Genomic DNA, 18,298 nt, shown 5'->3' on the forward strand with positions numbered 1-18,298 from the left:
AAACTCTTATGCTGCAAATTTCCAATTTAAATGTCTACTACGGTGAAAGCCACATTCTCAGAAATGTAGATTTGAATGTACCAGCAGGACAAATGGTTTGCCTGATTGGACGGAATGGTGTGGGCAAAACTACTCTACTCAAAACGATTATGGGATTACTCAAACCCCGCACTGGCACCATTACCTTTGCTGGTCAACCGCTGACCAAACTATCGACGGATAAACGAGCCAGATTAGGGATTGGCTATGTGCCCCAAGGGCGGGAGATTATCCCTCGGGTAACGGTGAAAGAGAATTTGTTGCTGGGTTTAGAAGCACGTCGAGGGGGTAGAAAGGCTGAAGATGACATCCTAGACAGTATCTTTGAGCTGTTTCCGGTCTTAAAATCAATGTTGTCCCGGATGGGTGGTGACTTGAGTGGTGGACAACAGCAACAATTAGCGATCGCACGGGCATTAATGGGACGTCCTCAGTTATTAGTGTTAGACGAACCTACCGAAGGGATTCAACCGTCGATTATTTTGGAAATTGAAGCGGCTGTGCGGCGGATTATTAAAACTACTGGAATTTCTGTGCTCTTGGTCGAGCAGCATCTACATTTTGTCCGACAAGCTGACCGCTACTATGCCATGCAGAAGGGTGGCATTGTGGCATCCGGGGCGACTAGTGAACTGAGTCAGGATGTGATTCAGCAATTCTTAGCGGTTTGAAACCTTATAGATATAATAGCAATTATATTTGCCATGAGGTACAAAGGGATCCCCCTAAATCCCCCTTAACAAGGGGGACTTTGAGCTTGATAAGCGTACCTCATAAATGCAATAAACGCTATAGATATTATATAGAATATACTACAATACTACTGTATTGGATTATAACTTATGTCTAACAATCCTTATTACAATCTTAGTGTTGATGACCAAACGATCATCATCAAGATTGATAAGACAGCAATTGATTATCAGCAACTGACCCAACTCCTCAACTATCTTGAACTCAAGTCAATCAGCCAGCGCAGTCAACTCACAGAAGAGGTGGCGGCTGAATTAGCTGATGAGATTGACTCTACGGTTTGGTCATTGGTTAAATCTAAACTTGATAAGTAGTAAATTGTGATTGGACAAAACCAACCAGTTATAGTTGATACCAACATTTTGTTCTCAGCATTACTCAGAGACAAATCTCGTTTTAGTGAGTTACTACTCGACTCAAATTATGGCGTTGCTTAATAATGGAATGATTTTAAGAGTCAGGTGGAATGGGCATCAGACGTGGAACTGGCATCTTGTGTAGAACTGGCATCTTGCCAGTTTCCTCCTTATTTTCGGGCGGGCAGGATGCCCACTCTACTCCTATTCATTCAAAGACTGACGCAACGCCCAAATTATAACTTTTTTATCTGTGAGCAGGTGTTGATAGCAGGAAGTTCAGCCACGGTTTAACTCACGCTCTAGATCATCAAAGTCAACAGCAAAGACATCAATTTGTTCCCGGGCTAGGGCGGCAAGAAAGTCTCTACGGTTTAACCCAGCGACGGAGGCTGCTTTTTCCATGGAGATTTCCCGCTTTTGATACCAGTAGATAGCAGCAGCAAGCCGCATTTCCTGCACAAATTCTTCTGGGGGAAGACGACGGGCACTAAAAACCTCTTCAGGTAAGTTAATTGTGACTTCTGACATTAGTTATGTGCTAAAATTTGGTATTCTTGAAAGGGTGCATCTCATTTTTGCCGTTTGGATGGTGCGTTACGGGATGGATTATCCTAACACTACAATCATGGCTCCCCCGTCTTATCACGCACCCTACGAACTTGATAAGTATAGCAGTTTTTAGTTTAATGAGGTACATAGGATTTTTCCCCTCTTGCCTCTTGCCTCTTGCCTCTTGCCTCTTGCCTCTTGCCTTTTACCTGCTCCCTGCTCCCTAAAAAAAAATGTACCTCACCTAAAAACCGCTATAATTTCTAATTAATAAATCATAAAAATGGCTGTCCCAAAACATATTGTTAAGATAATAACAAAAGCAAAAGAGAAGCAGCTTAAGCATTTATATTTAAGCAATACTGTTATTTTTGATGATGATCAGTTAACTGAAATACCAATTGAAGTTTTTAATTTATCACAGTTGGAAGAATTGGATTTAAGCGACAATAAATTAACAACAGTCCCAGAATCCATCGGAAAGCTTACCAACTTAACCCAGCTTGATTTAAGCGACAATAAATTAACAACAGTCCCAGAATCCATCGGAAAGCTTACCAACTTAACCCAGCTTGATTTAAGCGGAAATGAATTAACAACAGTCCCAGAATCCCTCACCAAGCTAACCCAATTAACCCAGCTTGACTTAAGCGTAAATGAATTAACAACAGTCCCAGAATCCCTCACCAAGCTTACCAACTTAACCCAGCTTGACTTAAGCGTAAATGAATTAACAACAGTCCCAGAATCCCTCACCAAGCTTACCAACTTAACCCAGCTTGACTTAAGCTTTAATGAATTAACAACAGTCCCAGAATCCCTCACCAAGCTTACCAACTTAACCCAGCTTGACTTAAGCGGAAATCAATTAATAATAGTCCCAGAATCCCTCACCAAGCTAACCCAATTAACCCAGCTTTACTTAAGCGGAAATCAATTAAAAACAGTCCCAGAATCAATTACTAAGCTAACCCAATTAACCAGGATTAACTTAAGCAAAAATCAATTAACAACAGTCCCAGAATCAATCACTAAGCTAACCCAATTAACCAGGATTGACTTAAGCAAAAATCAATTAACAACAGTCCCAGAATCAATCACTAAGCTTACCAACTTAACCCAGCTTAATTTAAGCGGAAATACCCTTGAAACTCCACCAATAGAAATTGTAAAAAATGGGATTGAAGCAATCAGAGATTATTTCCGACAACTGCTGGAAGAAGGAAAAGATTATATCTATGAAGCAAAACTCCTGATTGTCGGTGAAGCAGGTGCTGGAAAAACAACACTAGCCAAAAAGATAGAAAAGCCAGACTATCAACTACAGCAAAATGAAAAATATACAGAAGGAATTGACATTATCCAATGGGAATTTCCACTGGAGAACGGTCGAGACTTTCGGGTTAATATCTGGGACTTTGGGGGACAAGAAATTTATCACGCCACCCATCAATTCTTCCTGACCAAACGTTCCCTTTACACCCTAGTAGCAGATACCAGGAAAGAAGACACAGACTTCTACTACTGGCTTAATATAGTAGAACTCTTAAGCGACAACAGTCCTATATTAATTATCAAGAATGAAAAACAAGATCGTCATAGAGAAATAAACGATCGCGCCTTACGGGGACAGTTTAACAATTTGAAAGAAACTCTAGCAACAAACCTAGCTACTAACCGAGGTTTAGAGGATATTCTTACCCAAATTAAATTTTATATTAGCAACCTCCCCCACATCAAAGAAGCAGCTTTACCTAGAACATGGAAACAAGTCAGAGAAGCTTTAGAAGAAGATAGCCGTAATCACATCAGTCTGGATGAATATCTAAACATCTGCTCAAACAATGGGTTTACTTTATACAACGATAAATTACAGTTAAGCGGGTACCTACACGATCTGGGAGTGTGTTTGCATTTTCAAGATGACCCTCTATTAAAGAAAACGGTAATTATCAAACCGGAATGGGGGACTTATGCTGTCTATAAAGTGCTGGATAACAATCAAGTTATTCGGAATCTAGGTCGCTTTAACCGCGCTGATTTAGAAAAAATTTGGTCGGAAGAAAACTATGCTTATATGCAGGATGAACTGCTACAATTGATGATCAAGTTTCAACTTTGCTATCCAATCCCTGAGAGGAAAGATAGCTACATCGCGCCACAACTACTAACTTTAAATCAACCTGAGTATGATTGGGATGAATCTGACAATCTAATTCTCCGCTATACCTATGAATTCATGCCCAAAGGTATTATAACTCGGTTTATTGTGGTAATGCATAAGTGGATTGACCAGCAGCAATATGTCTGGAGAAGTGGTGTTATCTTAAACAAAGATAACACCAAAGCAGAAGTAATTGAATATTACGAAAAACGAGAAATTAAAATTAGAGTTACTGGTAGACATAAACGAGACTTGTTGACTACTGTTACTTACGAACTAGATCAGATCCATAAGTCTTATAACCGATTGAAGTGTAGTAAGTTTATCCCCTGTAATTGTTCTACTTGTAAAAACAGTCAAAATCCTCATTTCTATGAATTTGATAAATTAAGAGAGCGGATTGCTTATGGTAAGGATACGATTGAATGTGGTAGTCCTCCCTATAATACAGTTAAGGTGTTACGTTTAATTGATGATGTGATAGGTTTAAAGCAGTTCACTAAAAATGAACAACCAGATATAGATCGACAGCCAAACAAAGCTGCTAGTTCTATTAATATTAATATTGAAGCGACAGGTAGTAAAACTATGTCTGAAAAAAGCGAAATCAAGGTTGGGGACGGAAGTACGGTCATAGGAGCAGCAGGTAGAGATTCTAACAACAAGAATTTAGAAGTTACCTTGAATGAGTCACCCACAGAGAAGAAATGGAATCTCTCCAATAAACTTGCTCTGATGAGCATAATAGCGACCTTATTTGTAGGATTAGGGGCTTGGCTGTTTGGCGGACTTCTTAATGACAAGGTAATGGAATGGTTTAGTCCAGATCCAGCAACACAACAAGAGCAACTAGATGAATCGTAGGGTGGGCAGTGTCTAGCAAGGGGCTTTTTAAGAGGATATATATTCAGCACTGCCCAGCCTACATAAGCTAGATGAATCGTAAGGTGGGCAGTGTCTAGCAAGGGGCTTTTTAAGGTGATCCCTATTCAGCACTGCCCACCCTGACAATTTCTCCTAAAATTACCTCCCCAAAAAAAATTTTTCAAAACCCTTGAAAAATTAAACTATAATCATTACAATAATCATTATAAACGTAATTGAGTTTTTTAGTCATGTCTACAGACTTTATTCCGAATCAAGACAATAATGCTGATGATTCTAAGCCGAAGAAAAAACGTATTAAGTATATTAAGGGTTCTCCTGAAGCAGTAACTAATACTATTTACGGCCTTTATGTACTGGGGTATGCAGATGTTTCCGAGTGGAGCCCTTTGCAGCCGACGGGTATTCCAGGGGAAGTAATTAGTTTTGCAACCAAGTATCGGACTTGGCGTTAATAGGTTAAATTTCTGGGGGGGTTTCCCCCCCCGGTCAAAGGATCCGATTTGTTCGCGTAGGATCACATGCGGATTGATTCGGAAACTGATAGATATGACATAGGGTTTACAGCAGTGAAATAGCCGTGGATAGTATTTCTACGGCTATTTTTTTTGGTTTTAATTTAATGGAATTGGGAAGTGCGAACGCGCCCCGCGTGGCCAACGGCCAATCCGATCAGATTCCGATTGGGGCTACACCGATGGTGGGCAGTGCCTAGCAACGGGCTTTGTCAGCTGATCTGATCTGTATCAAGCACTGCCCACCCTACATGAACTATTTATATATAGTGCAACTTATTATCTTAGCACTATTGATAACTACTATCCTGCCCCGGGTCTTTAGACCGGAGAGTGTCAACATAGACTTGTCTTAAATTTGTCAGATGATAGTCGTGTTTTAAGATTGAGCTGTCACGAACGTTGTACTTAATCTCTTCTAGGAAGAGCAGTTCAACCACGGACGGAGCCAATTCGGGGTTGTCCATGGCAGTTTCAAACAGCCAGTTGGTGTCGCGGCTCAAAAAGAAGTCCAACATAGTAATTTAGTAATCAGTAAGATGCACCTGTGTGATCAGCTGTGCGGGTATACACAGCTGCTAATGGTTTATCTCATATTTGTAAAAAATCCGGAAAGAATGTGCTGGATATACGAAGATGGCAAAGAAACTGGGAAATAGCTGGAGCCTCTAAACTTAGCTTATTCTTGAACAAGTTTTAATTAGCGATGGGCTTGAATTGGGATGATTGGTTTTTGCCAAAGAGTGCGATCGCGTAGCGTGGCCGTAGGCCAATCGCGTTTGAATTGGGATATTGGTTCTGGTGCGATCGCGTTTGAATTGGAATGTTGGTTCTTGGTACTGGTGCGTTCGCGTAGCGTGGCCGTAGGCCAATCGCACTGCTGGTAACAGTGTTCTAGTTCAGATGAACCTAACTGAATACCTGCGTTCGCGTAGCGTGGCCGTAGGCCAATCGCCTTTGGCTGTGCGTAGCGCATCCCAGGGGTGGGACGGTAACAGGGTTACAATAAAACCTATGTGACCAAGTAAATTTATTCCTACGTAAGTATTTCCGGAATCCTGATTCATCGACTGTAGTTTACATCGAGGAGCGATTCGGCCTTCATTCAACTATATATAATTATCGCTAATGAAAGCTAAAGAAGTTCTGAGACGATATGCAGCAGGACAACGGGATTTCCAAGGGGTAAATCTTAGAGGTCAATCGTTTCAGGAGAAAGACCTTTCAGGAGCAGATTTTAGTTACGCTGATATTCGAGGAACAAATTTTAAGAATGCTATTCTAAAGGAAACTCAGTTCTGTAAGGCAAAGGCTGGATTACAAAAACGGCAGGTAATTGTTCTTCTGTTGGTTTCCTGGATAACGTCAGGACTATCAGGAATTATTTCTTTATTGGGTGGGGTGTTAATAACGTCAATATTTGTGTCTAGCAAGGTAGAGGTACAAATTTTCGGCTGGATAGCACTGGTTGTAATAATTGTCTTATTTTTTGTTATCCTTCGTCAAGGCATCGGAGGAGCCGTAGCTTTCGCCGTAGCCTTAGCCGTAGCTTTAGCCGTAGCTTTAGCCGTAGCCGTAGCCGTAGCCAAAGCTGTAGGCGTAGCCTTAGCCGAAGCCGAAGCCGAAGCCTTTGCCGTAGCCTTTGCCGTAGCTGTAGCCTTAGCCGTAGCCTTCGCTGTGGCCGTAGCCGTAGCCGAAGCCTTAGCCTTAGCCGTAGCCGTAGCCGTAGCCGTAGCCTTAGCCTTAGCCGAAGCCGTAGCCTTAGCCGTAGCCTTAGCCGGAGCCGTAGCCGGAGCCTTCGCCTTCGTTTTACTTGGCACTTACCTGGGCTGGCGTGCTCTAAAGGGGGACCCCAGAGATGCCTGGATTCGCACTATTGCTATTGCTTTTGCTGCCACAGGAGGAACAAGTTTTTACAAGGCTAACTTAACCGATGCTGATTTTACGGGAGCTATTCTTAAAAGTACAGATTTAAGAGAGGCTAATCTTACTCGTACTTGTTGGAAAAATACTATTAAGCTTGACCGAGCTAGACCTGGTAATACTATCTTAGCTGATACGGCTGTTAGAAAATTATTGGTTAGTGGTAATGGTTACAATAAGTCTTATGTTAATGGTAATCTTAGAGGTACAAATTTAAAAGGGGCTAATTTAAATAAGGCTAATTTAAAACTGGCTGATCTTAGCGAAGCAACTTTAGAGGATGCTAATTTAGAATGGGCTAATTTAACTAAAGCTAATTGCGTTGGTACTGATTTTACCCATGCTTATCTTACGGGAGCTTGTTTAGAAGCGTGGAATATTGATTCAACAACTACCTTAACTAAGGTTGATTGTCGGTTTTTATTTTTACTAGAGAATCCCAATGATATGGGAAGTCGAGAGCGTCGTCCCCATGACTTTAATCGGGTTTTTGAACCAGGGGATTTTGACAAGCTTTATAAGCAGATTACGAATACGGTGCAGATTCTTCTGCGTAATGGGGTTAATCCAGAAGCATTTCGTCAAGCCTTTCAAAAATTAATGGCGGAAAATCATGAAATTACTGGTGATTCGATTCAAGGAATTGAGAGGAAGGGAAATGATGTTTTACTTACTTTGGAAGTTCCAGAATCAATAGATAAGGGTAAGGTTGAGAGACAATTTTTGGAAAGTTATGATAATGCTAGGTTGGAAGATGCTAAAAGAATTGCTTTTCTAGAGGGTAAATATGAGGCTAACAATCGCTATGTTCATAACTTCAAAGATGTTATAGACGCTTTGATCAGTAACCAGTCATCCAATTCTATAGTCAAAGTTATAAATAAAGCTGAAGCGGAGAATAATATGTCAGATAATTCACGTAATTTTAATATAGACCAAAGGCACGCTATTAATGCTAATGCTCCGGTCGCAACAGGCGACAACGCTACACAAAATATTGAGAATAATAATGCGACACCAGAGCAAAAACAAAGCCTAGCCGAAGCAGCAGCTGAAATCCAGCAACTTCTAAACCAACTATCCCAGAGTAATCCCACTACAACAAGTCAAGAAAAGATGATAGTTGTCAGTGAAGTTGTTGACCAAATTGAGAATAACCCAACCCTAAAAGCTAAGGTTATCAATGCCCTGAAAGCAGGAGGAGTGGAAGCTTTCAAGGAAGCCCTAGACCATCCTTTAGTTAACATTTTGGTAGCTACCATTGAGGGATGGGGGGAGGCTTAGGGGTAAGCTATCAGTTATCAGCTATCAGTTATCAGCTATCAGCTATCAGTTATTAGTTATCAGTAAGCTCTTGTAGGGTGCGAAGCATCAAATGTAACGCACCAAATTAAGATTGATACGGTCTACCCTAGGGTTAACCACCCAAAAACTTCCTCAACTGTTAGTTCTAACTCTACTCCATTGAGAATCGGTAACGTAGACGTTGCTGAAAGAATTTCCAATCGTTGAGTCTGATCGATCACGATAATACTTTCTTCTTCCGGATCAATTAACCATCCTAGTTCAGTTCCGTGACGCAAACAGTGGATCAGGTTGCTCAGGACTTTGGTTTGTCTTTGGTCTGGGGAAAGAATTTCGATTGCCCAATCTGGAGATATTTCAAAGCGGTTGGCAATTTTGCCAGTTGGTTCAATGGGGATGTTTTCCCAACGAAAGACTGTGATGTCGGGAATAATTGATTGACCCCCAAAGGTACAGCGCAGTTCGGGGAAAGCCTTGGCAATTTTGTTGGGATTAGCGACTCGATTGATAGCTTGACACAACTCAATCTGAAGCAGACTATGTTGGCCTTGTGGCATGGGCTTAATCACGATTTCCCCATTAATAAATTCTGATCGGGGTTTGGTTTCTGGGAGTTTGAGGAACTCCTCTAAGGTTAGGGGTGGAGTGGCAGTGGTCATATATAGCGGTTTTGAATTAGGTGAGGTACTTTTTTTTAGGGAGCAGGGAGCAGGCAAGAGGCAAGAGGCAAGAGGCAATAGAAAAAAAAATTGTTTACCTCGTACCTATGAAAAACGCTATAGTTTCTATGTTTATTGAGATGGTGCGTTACATTATAGTAACTTACCCTACAAGATTGCTATGGTGGGCAGTGGGTACCAACGGGCTTTGTCACCTGATCTGATCGGTATCAAGCACTGCCCACCCTACGTGAACTACCTCCCGTTAATTAGCTGACGGCTGATAGCTGTTCGCGCAGCACCTCAAGTAGCGCATATGCTTACATACAACCTAGAGGGGCGCTTGTCGCCCCTCTAGGAATAAATTAGATTAAATTAGAGTAAAATAAGATTTTTTTTGACAAAAGAGGAAAAAATGATAACAAGTAACTTCAATCAAATTTTAGAAATGATTGACGCTCTTTCTTTAGATGAACAGAACGATTTAATTAATATTGTTAGACATAGACAAATTGAACAAAGAAGAGAATAAATCGCTGTTAATATTACTAAAGCTCACCAAGAATATCAACAAGGTAACGTTTTTCGGGGTACAGTTGATGATGTTATCGCCGAATTAAACAATGACTAATTTAATTTTAACTTCATCATTTAAACGAGCTTTTAAGGCAATCATTAAACGTGAACCGAATTTAAAGCCAAAAATTGAAGCAAAATTAAGATTACTGGCTGATAATCAGCCTAATCCTAATAGCTATTAAAAACGCTATAGTTTCTATATTTATTGAGAGCGTTACATTATATTAACGTACCCTACTGGACTCCTGAGATCTGGCACCATTGTGATTAATCCGATGGTGGGCAGTGCCTACCAACCGGCTTGGTCAGCTAATCTGATCTGTATCAACCACTGCCCACCCTACATCAACTCCCCATCTCCCCATCTCCCCATCTCCCCAAACGCCCGCCCCCTGGTAACTTTTACTACCATTGCAGAAAAATTATAAAGTTTTGTAAATAGCTGCGTAACTTCTCTGAGTGACCCAGACAAATAAATAGAACAACTTGGTACAATAAGTTGAATATCATACCCCTTCTCTAAAAGGGATGCAACAAAAGATTGTCGGGTTATTGGTAATCGATGCTCGGTAAAATTACCGCTATTATCAATTGCAAATTACCAATTACCAAAAGGCAGTAAAACGTTGTTGCAGGCTGACAGGATAATTGATATCCAAACCAAACCAAACCTTACTGTAGTCACCATGAAAAAAATACCAGAGTTAGGCAAATGGCCCAATCTATTACTATTACTCAAGACGAAATTAAAACTTGGTTAATTGATCAGTTAGCTGAGCGTCTGGAAATGGAACCAGCTGATATTGATATTAATGAGCCTTTTGATAACTATGATTTAGATTATAGCCAGGCTTTGATTTTGCTGGGACGGTTATAAAAGTGGCTTGGACGTGAATTTAATCCAGTCTTAATTTTTAACTATCCAACAGTTGAAGAACTTGCTCAGCGCTTAGTTCAAGATTCATAGTTTTAACAATAAATCGGAGCATTACAATTTGGAAAAAGTATCATGAAAAAATGCTGTTATCTCTAGTATTGCAATTGATTGGTTTAGATCCTAGATTGACAGCAATGGGATGCTCCCCAATAACTTTAGTCTTGACTATTACACGCCACACATAAATTGACTAATCAATAAGACTCAATTTCAAGACTATTACGTTGTAATTAAAAGGATTTTTAACATGGAACCAATTGCAATAATTGGCATCGGGTGTCGTTTTCCTGGTGCCGAAAATCCAGAGGCTTTTTGGCAATTATTATGTGATGGAGTCGATGCCATTACTGAAATCCCCAAAACCCGTTGGGATCTCGATGACCTCTATGATTCTGACCCAGATACTCCTGGCAAAATGAACTCTCGCTACGGGGGCTTTTTGCCCCAAGTAGACCAGTTTGACCCCCACTTCTTCGGCATCTCCCCCCAAGAAGCCACTGCCATGGACCCCCAACAACGGCTATTGCTAGAGGTGGCTTGGGAAGCCCTGGAAGATGCAGGACAGGTGCGAGACCACTTGGCTGGCTCCCGAACTGGAGTATTTGTGGGAATTTCCAACAATGATTACAGCTACACTCATCCAGATTATTCCACTCAGCCCCAAGGATACGATCTGACCGGTAATGCCTTGAATATTGCCGCTGGTCGCCTTTCCTATTTATTCGACTTTAAAGGCCCTGCGATCGCAATCGACACCGCCTGCTCTTCCTCAATGGTTGCAGTTCACCTGGCCTGTCAGAGTCTTTGGACTCGAGAGTCTACCTTGGCTTTGGCTGGGGGTGTGAATATTATCCTGTCACCCATTGGTCACATTGCCCTAAGTAAGCTAAAAGCCCTGTCTCCCGATGGTCGCTGCAAAGCCTTTGATGCCAAAGCCAATGGCTACGTTCGCAGTGAAGGAGCAGGTTGCATTGTCCTCAAGCCCCTATCCCAGGCATTAGCTGATAATGACCCGATTTACGCCACTATCCGAGGCAGTGCGGTTAACCACGATGGTCGTAGCAAGGGACTGACGGTTCCCGATGGTTCAGCTCAAGAAGAACTGATCGCTCAAGCCTTAGACAATGCTGGCGTAGCACCCTCGGAAATTAGCTACATTGAAGCCCATGGTACTGGCACACCCCTGGGAGATCCCATGGAAATGATCGCCCTCGCTTCCGTGCTTGCCACTGATCGTCAGGAGGGAAACTATTGTGCTGTCGGAGCAGTTAAAACCAATATTGGGCATTTGGAAGCTGCTGCTGGCATTGCTAGTTTAATCAAAGTTGCCTTATCCCTCAAACATAAACAACTACCCCCCAGCTTGCACTTTGAAGACCCTAACCCCGATATTCCCTTCGATACTCTACCGCTACGGGTTCAGCAGACTCTAAGTCCTTGGCCTGAGGAGTTTGGTTTAGCCAAGGCTGGGGTCAGTTCCTTTGGGTTTGCCGGTACTAACGCCCATGTGATCTTAGAACAAGCTCCTGAATCCTCCCAAGTCCCGGATCAGACAAGACCCCTCAAGCCACCCTACTTACTACCGCTCTCAGCCCATAGTCCAGAAGCGGTCAAATCCCTGGCTCAGGCTTATCAAGACTGGTTAGCCACTAGAGATATCGACCCTACCTTATTAGAGGACATTTGCTACACCGCTAGTGTCCGGCGCACTCACCATCAACACCGCTTAGCTGTGGTAGTTAACTCCCCTGAAGACGCGAAGGAGCGCCTGCAAGATTTACTCCAAGACCCCTCAGATGTTGACCTAGCTGGTGGTAGTGAACCGGGCAACCGCCCCCCGAATGTAGTTTTTGTTTGCTCTGGTCAGGTGCCTCAATGGTGGGGGATGGGACGGGAGCTACTGCAATCGGAACCAGTATTTCGAGGGGCTATAGAGGAGTGCGATGCCCTGATTCGCTCCCAGGCTAACTGGTCATTGTTAGCGGAGTTAACAGCGGACGAGTCTGAATCCCGCCTTGGGGAAACGGAAATTGCTCAGCCTGCTATTTTTGCCCTACAAGTTGCCTTGGCTCGGCTGTGGCGTTCTTGGGGCATAGAGCCAAAAGCAGTGGTGGGTCACAGTGTAGGTGAAGTTGCAGCAGCTCACATTGCTGGTACTCTGAGCTTAACCGATGCTGTGAAGTTAATTTGCGATCGCGGTCGCGTGATGCAGCAAGCTACAGGCAATGGCAAGATGGCAGCATTGGAACTCTCCGTAGCGGATACAGAACAACTGTTGTCTGAATACGATCCTATTTTCGAATCGGCAAACCCCAACCTAGGCATCGCAGCAATTAACAGTCCCACCTCAACGGTGGTGTCTGGAGAGTCTACAGCAATGGAATTATTCCTTGAATTCCTGGCACAGCGGCAACGGTCGGTGTTATGCCAATTGCTGCCAGTGAATTATGCCTTCAATAGTTCCCAAATGGAACCCTTTCAGCAGGAATTGGTGCAGGAACTGGAAGGGCTCGAACCCCAGCCAGAAACTATTCCCATCTACTCTACAGTTACCGGTAGCTCTAGTGAAGGTTCAGCTTTCGATGCTATCTACTGGGGGCAAAATATCAGGCAACCTGTCCGCTTTGCTCCAGCTATTGAAGCGCTAGTGGAAGCTGGTCATACCATCTTCTTAGAAATTAGCCCTGACCCTGTCCTTTCCGGATATATTGCTCAAACCCTCAACCATCTCGATCAAGCGGGGGTTGTCTTACCCTCCCTACGCCCTAGTCAGGGGGAACGGGCCACCATGCTCACCTCTCTAGGTAAACTCTACACCCAGGGCTTTACAGTCGCGTTGCATAAACTATTCCGATCTTCCAATTCTCGGGTTGTGAGTTTACCCTGCTACCCTTGGCAGAAAGAACGGTATTGGGTAGAGCAGAAATCTCAAACACCATCTCAAACACCACTACCGAACTTGTTGGTAGGGGAAGAGCAACAGGAGGTTACCCCAGAGTCCCTGACCGATTCCCTGGTCGAGGATTCCCTGTACGAGATTCAGTGGCAACTTCAAGAGCGTACACCCGAAGCAGAAACTCAGGCCACTGAAGCAACTGAGCCTGGTCAATGGGTGATCTTTGCGGATTACGGTGGCGTAGGACAGGCATTAGCAGAAAATTTGCGATCGCATGGTCAGAGCTGTTGCCTGATTTATCCAGGTGAAGTTGACCAAAGCCTACCAGGAGGACTTGGAACCATCAACCCTGCTGATCCCAATCATTTTAAGCGGCTGTTCCAGGAAATTCTTGGAAATAATCCATTGCCCTGTCATGGAGTAATTCATCTGTGGAGTCTAGAGACTGAACAGTCTGAAGCACTCACACCATCCTCTCTCGAAGAGTCTCACGTATTGAGTTGTGGAAGCGTACTGCACCTAGTTCAGGGACTAGTTCAGGCACTGGTCAATACTGGTAGTTCAACCTTACCGAAATTGTGGTTAGTAACCTCTGGCAGCCAAGCAGTGGAAGCCAACCCTGCTCCGGTAGCACTGGCTCAAGCCTCTTTGTGGGGCATGGGACGAGTAATTGGCCTAGAACACTCTGAAATTTGGGGAGGGCTACTCGATTTAGACCCATCTATATCTGATAATTCTGATAATTCTGATAATTCTGATCATAAGGGTGCTACGCAACAGGCCATGGCTCTGTTCTCAGAAATTTGCCAGGGAGACGGGGAAGACCATGTAGCATTCCGCCAGGGACAACGCTATCTGGCTCGCCTGGTATCTAGCAAACCCACTCAAACGGAATGTTTAACAGTGCAGGCTGATGGTATCTACCTGATTACTGGTGGCTTGGGCAGTTTAGGACTCCGGGTTGCCCGGTGGATGGTTGAACAAGGGGCAAAAAACCTAGTGCTACTAGGACGCCGAGAACTTCCACCATCAGATCAGTGGGCAAGCTTACCCCAAGACAGTGAGTCTTGGAAACGGGTTAACGCGGTTAAAGAACTCAAAGCCATGGGAGCCAAGGTGATTGTGGCTCAGGCTGATGTCAGTAATCAGGATGAGATGTCTGAGGTATTTGAACACTTGCGTAATACTCAGATTCCCCTCAAAGGTGTTATCCATGCTGCCGGGATTGAAAATTATCAGGAGATACAAGGGATGGACCTGAATGTATTTCAGGCTACCCTGCAACCTAAAGTAATGGGGGCATGGCTGCTCCATGAACTTACCCAAGACATGAACCTAGACTTTTTCGTCTGCTTCTCCTCGATTGCCTCCCTGTGGGGCTGTCAGGGAAAAGCTGATTACGCTGCTGCTAATGCTTTCCTGAATGCGATCGCACATCATCGTCAAGCCCTAGGATTACCTGCTTTGAGCATCAATTGGGCACCCTGGTCTGGAAGTGCCATGGTGTCTGAACAGGTCAAGACCTTATTGAAGCGCATAGGAGTAGACCCATGGCAACCAGAAGAAGCCATGAGCATTTTGCCATACCTTCTGGGGTCGAACAGCCCTCAACTAATCGCTGCTAAGTTCAACTCGGATGTCTTTAAAAAGAAGTTATCCAAGTCCTAGTTTGGATCCATCATTCTTCCCCAAGGGGCAAAGATGGAGTTAGTTTTGTCCTGACTATTACCTGTTTCGTAATCCAGTCAGCAGCCGGATATCTGGCTAGTGCTAAGTTTTTCGTGGGTGGTTGCTCTACCGCGATCGCAGCTAGGAGTTCTTCCAGGGGGTTTCCTGATCTTCTGCCTCCCTGGGCTGATCAGGATCAACGGTGATGATGGCAGACCCCCCTGCTTCCAAACCGGCTTGATTCCCTTGAGATACCACCACAAAGCGACCAAATGATGCGGCTTCGGCAATCGGTAGTCCAAATCCCTCCCGGTCAGACAGAAACACTACCGCTGTTGCCTGTCGATACCAAAGAGCCGCGAATGCGATGGCCTTTCGGCCACGCTACGCGAACGCGCTATGTGACCATGATAGTGAACCCAAGGCAAGCTCTCAATTGACTTCAGGAACGCTTCACCGCTAGCTTGGGTGTAAGTATTCATGCCTCCTAGGACTTAGGAAGTTGACTTGGTAATCGGTAATTGGTAATTGGTGTACGCCAATTTTCCTGGAGTCCAGTTTTGAGTAAGTCCTGTTGCCTTGATGAGACCTAGGTGTGGAAATTGGTTTCAGCTCAAGTGGGGCAAGGCTTCGGTGAATCTTGTTCACCCAATGGTCTAGGTCAGTTTTGTAAAGTTTTGTAAAAATAATCGCTGCTCGGGCATAAAACTTAGGCTGACCCCCGATAAGTTTATAGAAGCTAACAATCAAGGATTTTTCAGTATGCACACCAAGACCTACACACTCTACAGATCAAATTCTGATCTTCGTCAAAACTAAGTTGATGTTAGATCAAGTCTGGTTAATCACTTCCCAAATCAGACAAACTAATCTCAACGGCTACTGGTAGGGTGCGTTACTAACTCAACTTACCACTTATAGGGTTTGGATTCCAGTTTTGGGTGAGTCTTGTTGCCTTGATCAGACCTAGGTTTGGAAATTGGTTTGAGCTCAAGTGGAGCAAGGCTTCGGTGAATCTTGTTCACCCAATGGTCTAGGTCAGTTTTGAGAAGTTTCGAAAAAAAAATCGTTCTTCGGCATAAAACATACGCTGAACCCCGATAAGTTTTTAGAAGCTAACAATCAAGGGTTTTTCAGTATGCACACCAAGACCTACACACTCTACATATCAACTTCTGATCTTCGTCAAAACTAAGTTGATGTTAGATCAAGTCCGGTTAATCACTTCCCAAATCATAAAACCCAATCTCAACGGAAATAAAGCATGATAATTGTCCTCAAAGCAGCCACTCCAACAGTCGAAATTGAACGCATTAAACACGAACTGTCCCAATACAAAGTCAGCGTCGAAAAAATCATCGGCAAACACCGAGTGGTGATTGGTTTAGTCGGTGACACGGCTGAACTCGATCCCTTAAAAATTCAGGCTGTCAGTCCTTTTATTGAAAAAGTATCACGAGTTGAACATCCCTTTAAACGGGCGAGTCGAGACTTCCGACATGGTGAACCCAGTGAAATTATTGTTGAAACACCGAACGGTTCTGTTACTTTTGGCGAACACAGTCCCATCGTTCAAACTGCCGGCCCTTGTTCGGTTGAAAATGAACAGATGATTGTCGAAACCGCCCAACAAGTTAAAGCAGCAGGTGCTCATTTCCTACGTGGTGGAGCCTACAAACCTCGGACTTCCCCTTATGCTTTTCAAGGGCATGGTGAGAGTGGTTTGGAATTGCTGGCCATTGCACGTCAAGAAACAGGCTTGGGAATTATCACCGAGGTAATGGATGCAGCCGACATTGAAAAGATAGCAACTGTTGCAGATATTCTCCAAGTTGGTGCTCGTAATATGCAGAACTTTTCTCTGTTAAAAAGAGTTGGTGATCAAGAGAAACCGGTTCTACTGAAGCGGGGAATGTCCGCAACCATTGAGGAATGGTTAATGGCGGCTGAATATATTTTAGCAGCCGGAAATTCCAATGTTATTTTGTGTGAACGGGGAATTCGCACCCATGACCGCAAATATACCCGCAATACCCTCGATTTATCCGTGATTCCTGTCTTGCGGACATTGACTCATCTTCCCATTATGATTGACCCCAGTCACGGGACTGGTAAAGCCGAATACGTCCCGGCAATGGCAATGGCCTCAATTGCAGCAGGAGCTGATGCTCTGATGATAGAAGTTCATCCCAACCCTTCCCAAGCCCTGTCTGATGGCCCTCAATCCTTGACGCCTCATCGTTATCAAGAACTGATGCAAGAAATGGCAGTTATTGGTGAAACAGTGGGTCGTTGGCCGGAAAAGTTAGCCCTCACCCCTTCATGCCCTCAAGCTACCCAAAAATTCAGTGCCATTGTTTAAAACTTGTTGTGAGTTGAAGAAAAAATTGAAGGCTAACTTAGATTGATTCAACTCACAATATCTCATCAAACAGATCTTTTTGCCCAATTCTAGAGAAATAATGCAAATGAACGCTCAAACCCTAGTCTTAAGGCCAATTTTTTCCCAAAACTTTCCGAGAAAACGGAATTATATTCAACCTGTATTACTCAGCCCATTCCAGCGAATATTGCTGACGACAAACGGCACTGTTACGGATATGATTGAAGCCTATTCGGGGGAAGCAATCAAAATCAAAAAGCTGTTTGAAGACCAGATTACAATCACAGAAGACATCCTGCCGATGAACCTCAAAAAAGGCACAGAAGTTATCGCTCGAAAAGTGTTACTTCAAGGTAAGATGAGTGACCGCAACTATGTCTATGCCGATTCAATTTTAGTTCTCGACAGACTGAATGAAAAAATGCGAACCCAACTGTTACAGACCAAAACTCCCATTGGTAAACTCTGGGTCGAGAATAAAGTGGAAATCTTCAAAGAAAATGTCGAGCTTGGCAAAGAACATGCAGGTGATTTAGCCGATTATTTCCAGATTCAACCCAAAGACAATCTCCTGTATAGAACCTACTGCGTCATCTCCAATCATCAGTACACCATGATGATTACAGAGAAGTTTCCGGAAAATAATTTTAGACGAAAGCTCTAATAGTATCGGTTGATAAGGTC

Annotated in this window: 15 protein-coding genes and 2 pseudogenes; 12 read left to right on the forward strand and 5 right to left on the reverse strand. The window is 43.5% G+C overall.

Features of this window, described 5'->3' with window-relative positions:
• Positions 1–8 precede the first annotated feature (8 nt).
• The 3 genes from urtE to F6K63_RS07550 all read left to right on the forward strand — a co-directional run bounded on the left by urtE (position 9) and on the right by F6K63_RS07550 (position 1,442).
• Complete coding sequence (gene urtE / locus F6K63_RS07540) at positions 9–710, forward strand: urea ABC transporter ATP-binding subunit UrtE (RefSeq protein WP_287247768.1); 702 nt, start codon at positions 9–11, stop codon at positions 708–710.
• Positions 711–881: 171 nt separating this feature from the next.
• Positions 882–1,106 carry a hypothetical protein gene (locus tag F6K63_RS07545; RefSeq protein ID WP_008188586.1) on the forward strand — a complete coding sequence of 75 codons (225 nt, stop codon included), beginning with the start codon at positions 882–884 and terminating at the stop codon, positions 1,104–1,106.
• Positions 1,107–1,253: 147 nt separating this feature from the next.
• Positions 1,254–1,442, forward strand: a complete 189-nt coding sequence (locus F6K63_RS07550; protein ID WP_287247764.1) for a hypothetical protein — start codon at positions 1,254–1,256, stop codon at positions 1,440–1,442.
• Here the strand turns inward: F6K63_RS07550 and F6K63_RS07555 are convergent.
• On the reverse strand, positions 1,428–1,679 hold the full coding sequence (locus tag F6K63_RS07555) for a UPF0175 family protein (RefSeq protein ID WP_287311492.1): 252 nt from the start codon (positions 1,677–1,679) through the stop codon (positions 1,428–1,430). The two genes, F6K63_RS07550 and F6K63_RS07555, sit on opposite strands and share 15 nt — an antisense overlap.
• Positions 1,680–1,983: 304 nt before the next feature.
• Here F6K63_RS07555 and F6K63_RS07560 point away from each other — a divergent pair, with 304 nt between their 5' ends.
• Together F6K63_RS07560 and F6K63_RS07565 are read left to right on the forward strand one after the other, a co-directional pair.
• A complete protein-coding gene (locus F6K63_RS07560; RefSeq protein ID WP_287311494.1) occupies positions 1,984–4,728 on the forward strand; it encodes a COR domain-containing protein in 2,745 nt (914 codons plus the stop codon).
• A gap of 251 nt (positions 4,729–4,979) precedes the next feature.
• Entirely contained in the window at positions 4,980–5,204 is a 225-nt protein-coding gene (locus tag F6K63_RS07565; protein WP_008188571.1) for a hypothetical protein, read from the forward strand.
• A 350-nt stretch (positions 5,205–5,554) separates the two neighbouring features.
• On the opposite strand, the gene F6K63_RS07570 is transcribed toward F6K63_RS07565, so the two are convergent.
• Positions 5,555–5,767, reverse strand: a complete 213-nt coding sequence (locus F6K63_RS07570; RefSeq protein WP_131827246.1) for a hypothetical protein — start codon at positions 5,765–5,767, stop codon at positions 5,555–5,557.
• Positions 5,768–5,964: 197 nt separating this feature from the next.
• Complete coding sequence (locus F6K63_RS07575; protein WP_008188565.1) at positions 5,965–6,240, reverse strand: hypothetical protein; 276 nt, start codon at positions 6,238–6,240, stop codon at positions 5,965–5,967.
• 152 nt (positions 6,241–6,392) lie between these two features.
• Between F6K63_RS07575 and F6K63_RS07580 the strand changes: the two genes are divergently transcribed.
• Positions 6,393–8,471, forward strand: a complete 2,079-nt coding sequence (locus F6K63_RS07580) for a pentapeptide repeat-containing protein (protein ID WP_287311495.1) — start codon at positions 6,393–6,395, stop codon at positions 8,469–8,471.
• 122 nt (positions 8,472–8,593) lie between these two features.
• Here the strand turns inward: F6K63_RS07580 and F6K63_RS07585 are convergent, their stop codons facing one another.
• A complete protein-coding gene (locus F6K63_RS07585) occupies positions 8,594–9,151 on the reverse strand; it encodes a Uma2 family endonuclease (RefSeq protein ID WP_008188559.1) in 558 nt (185 codons plus the stop codon).
• Positions 9,152–9,566: 415 nt separating this feature from the next.
• Here F6K63_RS07585 and F6K63_RS37685 point away from each other — a divergent pair.
• The 4 genes and pseudogenes from F6K63_RS37685 to F6K63_RS07600 all read left to right on the forward strand — a co-directional run bounded on the left by F6K63_RS37685 (position 9,567) and on the right by F6K63_RS07600 (position 15,231).
• Positions 9,567–9,782 (forward strand): annotated as a pseudogene (locus F6K63_RS37685) (hypothetical protein).
• Positions 9,775–9,900 (forward strand): annotated as a pseudogene (locus F6K63_RS07590) (plasmid stabilization system protein); the annotation flags it as partial. The pseudogenes F6K63_RS37685 and F6K63_RS07590, both read left to right, overlap by 8 nt.
• 542 nt (positions 9,901–10,442) lie before the next feature.
• Positions 10,443–10,607 carry a hypothetical protein gene (locus F6K63_RS07595; RefSeq protein ID WP_008188552.1) on the forward strand — a complete coding sequence of 55 codons (165 nt, stop codon included), beginning with the start codon at positions 10,443–10,445 and terminating at the stop codon, positions 10,605–10,607.
• A gap of 307 nt (positions 10,608–10,914) precedes the next feature.
• Complete coding sequence (locus F6K63_RS07600) at positions 10,915–15,231, forward strand: type I polyketide synthase (RefSeq protein WP_287311498.1); 4,317 nt, start codon at positions 10,915–10,917, stop codon at positions 15,229–15,231.
• 141 nt (positions 15,232–15,372) lie between these two features.
• On the opposite strand, the gene F6K63_RS07605 is transcribed toward F6K63_RS07600, so the two are convergent.
• On the reverse strand, positions 15,373–15,558 hold the full coding sequence (locus F6K63_RS07605) for a hypothetical protein (RefSeq protein WP_008188549.1): 186 nt from the start codon (positions 15,556–15,558) through the stop codon (positions 15,373–15,375).
• A 937-nt stretch (positions 15,559–16,495) separates the two neighbouring features.
• On the opposite strand from F6K63_RS07605, the gene aroF reads away from it, so the two are divergent.
• Both aroF and F6K63_RS07615 read left to right on the forward strand, forming a co-directional pair.
• Complete coding sequence (aroF, locus tag F6K63_RS07610; RefSeq protein WP_008188548.1) at positions 16,496–17,593, forward strand: 3-deoxy-7-phosphoheptulonate synthase; 1,098 nt, start codon at positions 16,496–16,498, stop codon at positions 17,591–17,593.
• A gap of 106 nt (positions 17,594–17,699) precedes the next feature.
• Positions 17,700–18,278 carry a chorismate--pyruvate lyase family protein gene (locus F6K63_RS07615; RefSeq protein WP_287311500.1) on the forward strand — a complete coding sequence of 193 codons (579 nt, stop codon included), beginning with the start codon at positions 17,700–17,702 and terminating at the stop codon, positions 18,276–18,278.
• Positions 18,279–18,298 lie beyond the last annotated feature (20 nt).

Source organism: Moorena sp. SIO1G6, assembly GCF_010672795.1.
GTDB lineage: Bacteria > Cyanobacteriota > Cyanobacteriia > Cyanobacteriales > Coleofasciculaceae > Moorena > Moorena producens.

Excerpts from the sequence above, each read along its gene's own strand:
- F6K63_RS07545 (WP_008188586.1), top strand. The coding sequence starts at position 882 with ATGTCTAACAATCCTTATTACAATCTTAGTGTTGATGACCAAACGATC.
- F6K63_RS07585 (WP_008188559.1), bottom strand. The coding sequence starts at position 9,151 with ATGACCACTGCCACTCCACCCCTAACCTTAGAGGAGTTCCTCAAACTC.
- F6K63_RS07615 (WP_287311500.1), top strand. The coding sequence starts at position 17,700 with ATGAACGCTCAAACCCTAGTCTTAAGGCCAATTTTTTCCCAAAACTTT.
- F6K63_RS07565 (WP_008188571.1), top strand. The coding sequence starts at position 4,980 with ATGTCTACAGACTTTATTCCGAATCAAGACAATAATGCTGATGATTCT.
- F6K63_RS07600 (WP_287311498.1), top strand. The coding sequence starts at position 10,915 with ATGGAACCAATTGCAATAATTGGCATCGGGTGTCGTTTTCCTGGTGCC.
- F6K63_RS07575 (WP_008188565.1), bottom strand. The coding sequence starts at position 6,240 with ATGCGCTACGCACAGCCAAAGGCGATTGGCCTACGGCCACGCTACGCG.
- aroF (WP_008188548.1), top strand. The coding sequence starts at position 16,496 with ATGATAATTGTCCTCAAAGCAGCCACTCCAACAGTCGAAATTGAACGC.
- F6K63_RS07560 (WP_287311494.1), top strand. The coding sequence starts at position 1,984 with ATGGCTGTCCCAAAACATATTGTTAAGATAATAACAAAAGCAAAAGAG.
- F6K63_RS07555 (WP_287311492.1), bottom strand. The coding sequence starts at position 1,679 with ATGTCAGAAGTCACAATTAACTTACCTGAAGAGGTTTTTAGTGCCCGT.
- urtE (WP_287247768.1), top strand. The coding sequence starts at position 9 with ATGCTGCAAATTTCCAATTTAAATGTCTACTACGGTGAAAGCCACATT.
- F6K63_RS07595 (WP_008188552.1), top strand. The coding sequence starts at position 10,443 with ATGGCCCAATCTATTACTATTACTCAAGACGAAATTAAAACTTGGTTA.
- F6K63_RS07580 (WP_287311495.1), top strand. The coding sequence starts at position 6,393 with ATGAAAGCTAAAGAAGTTCTGAGACGATATGCAGCAGGACAACGGGAT.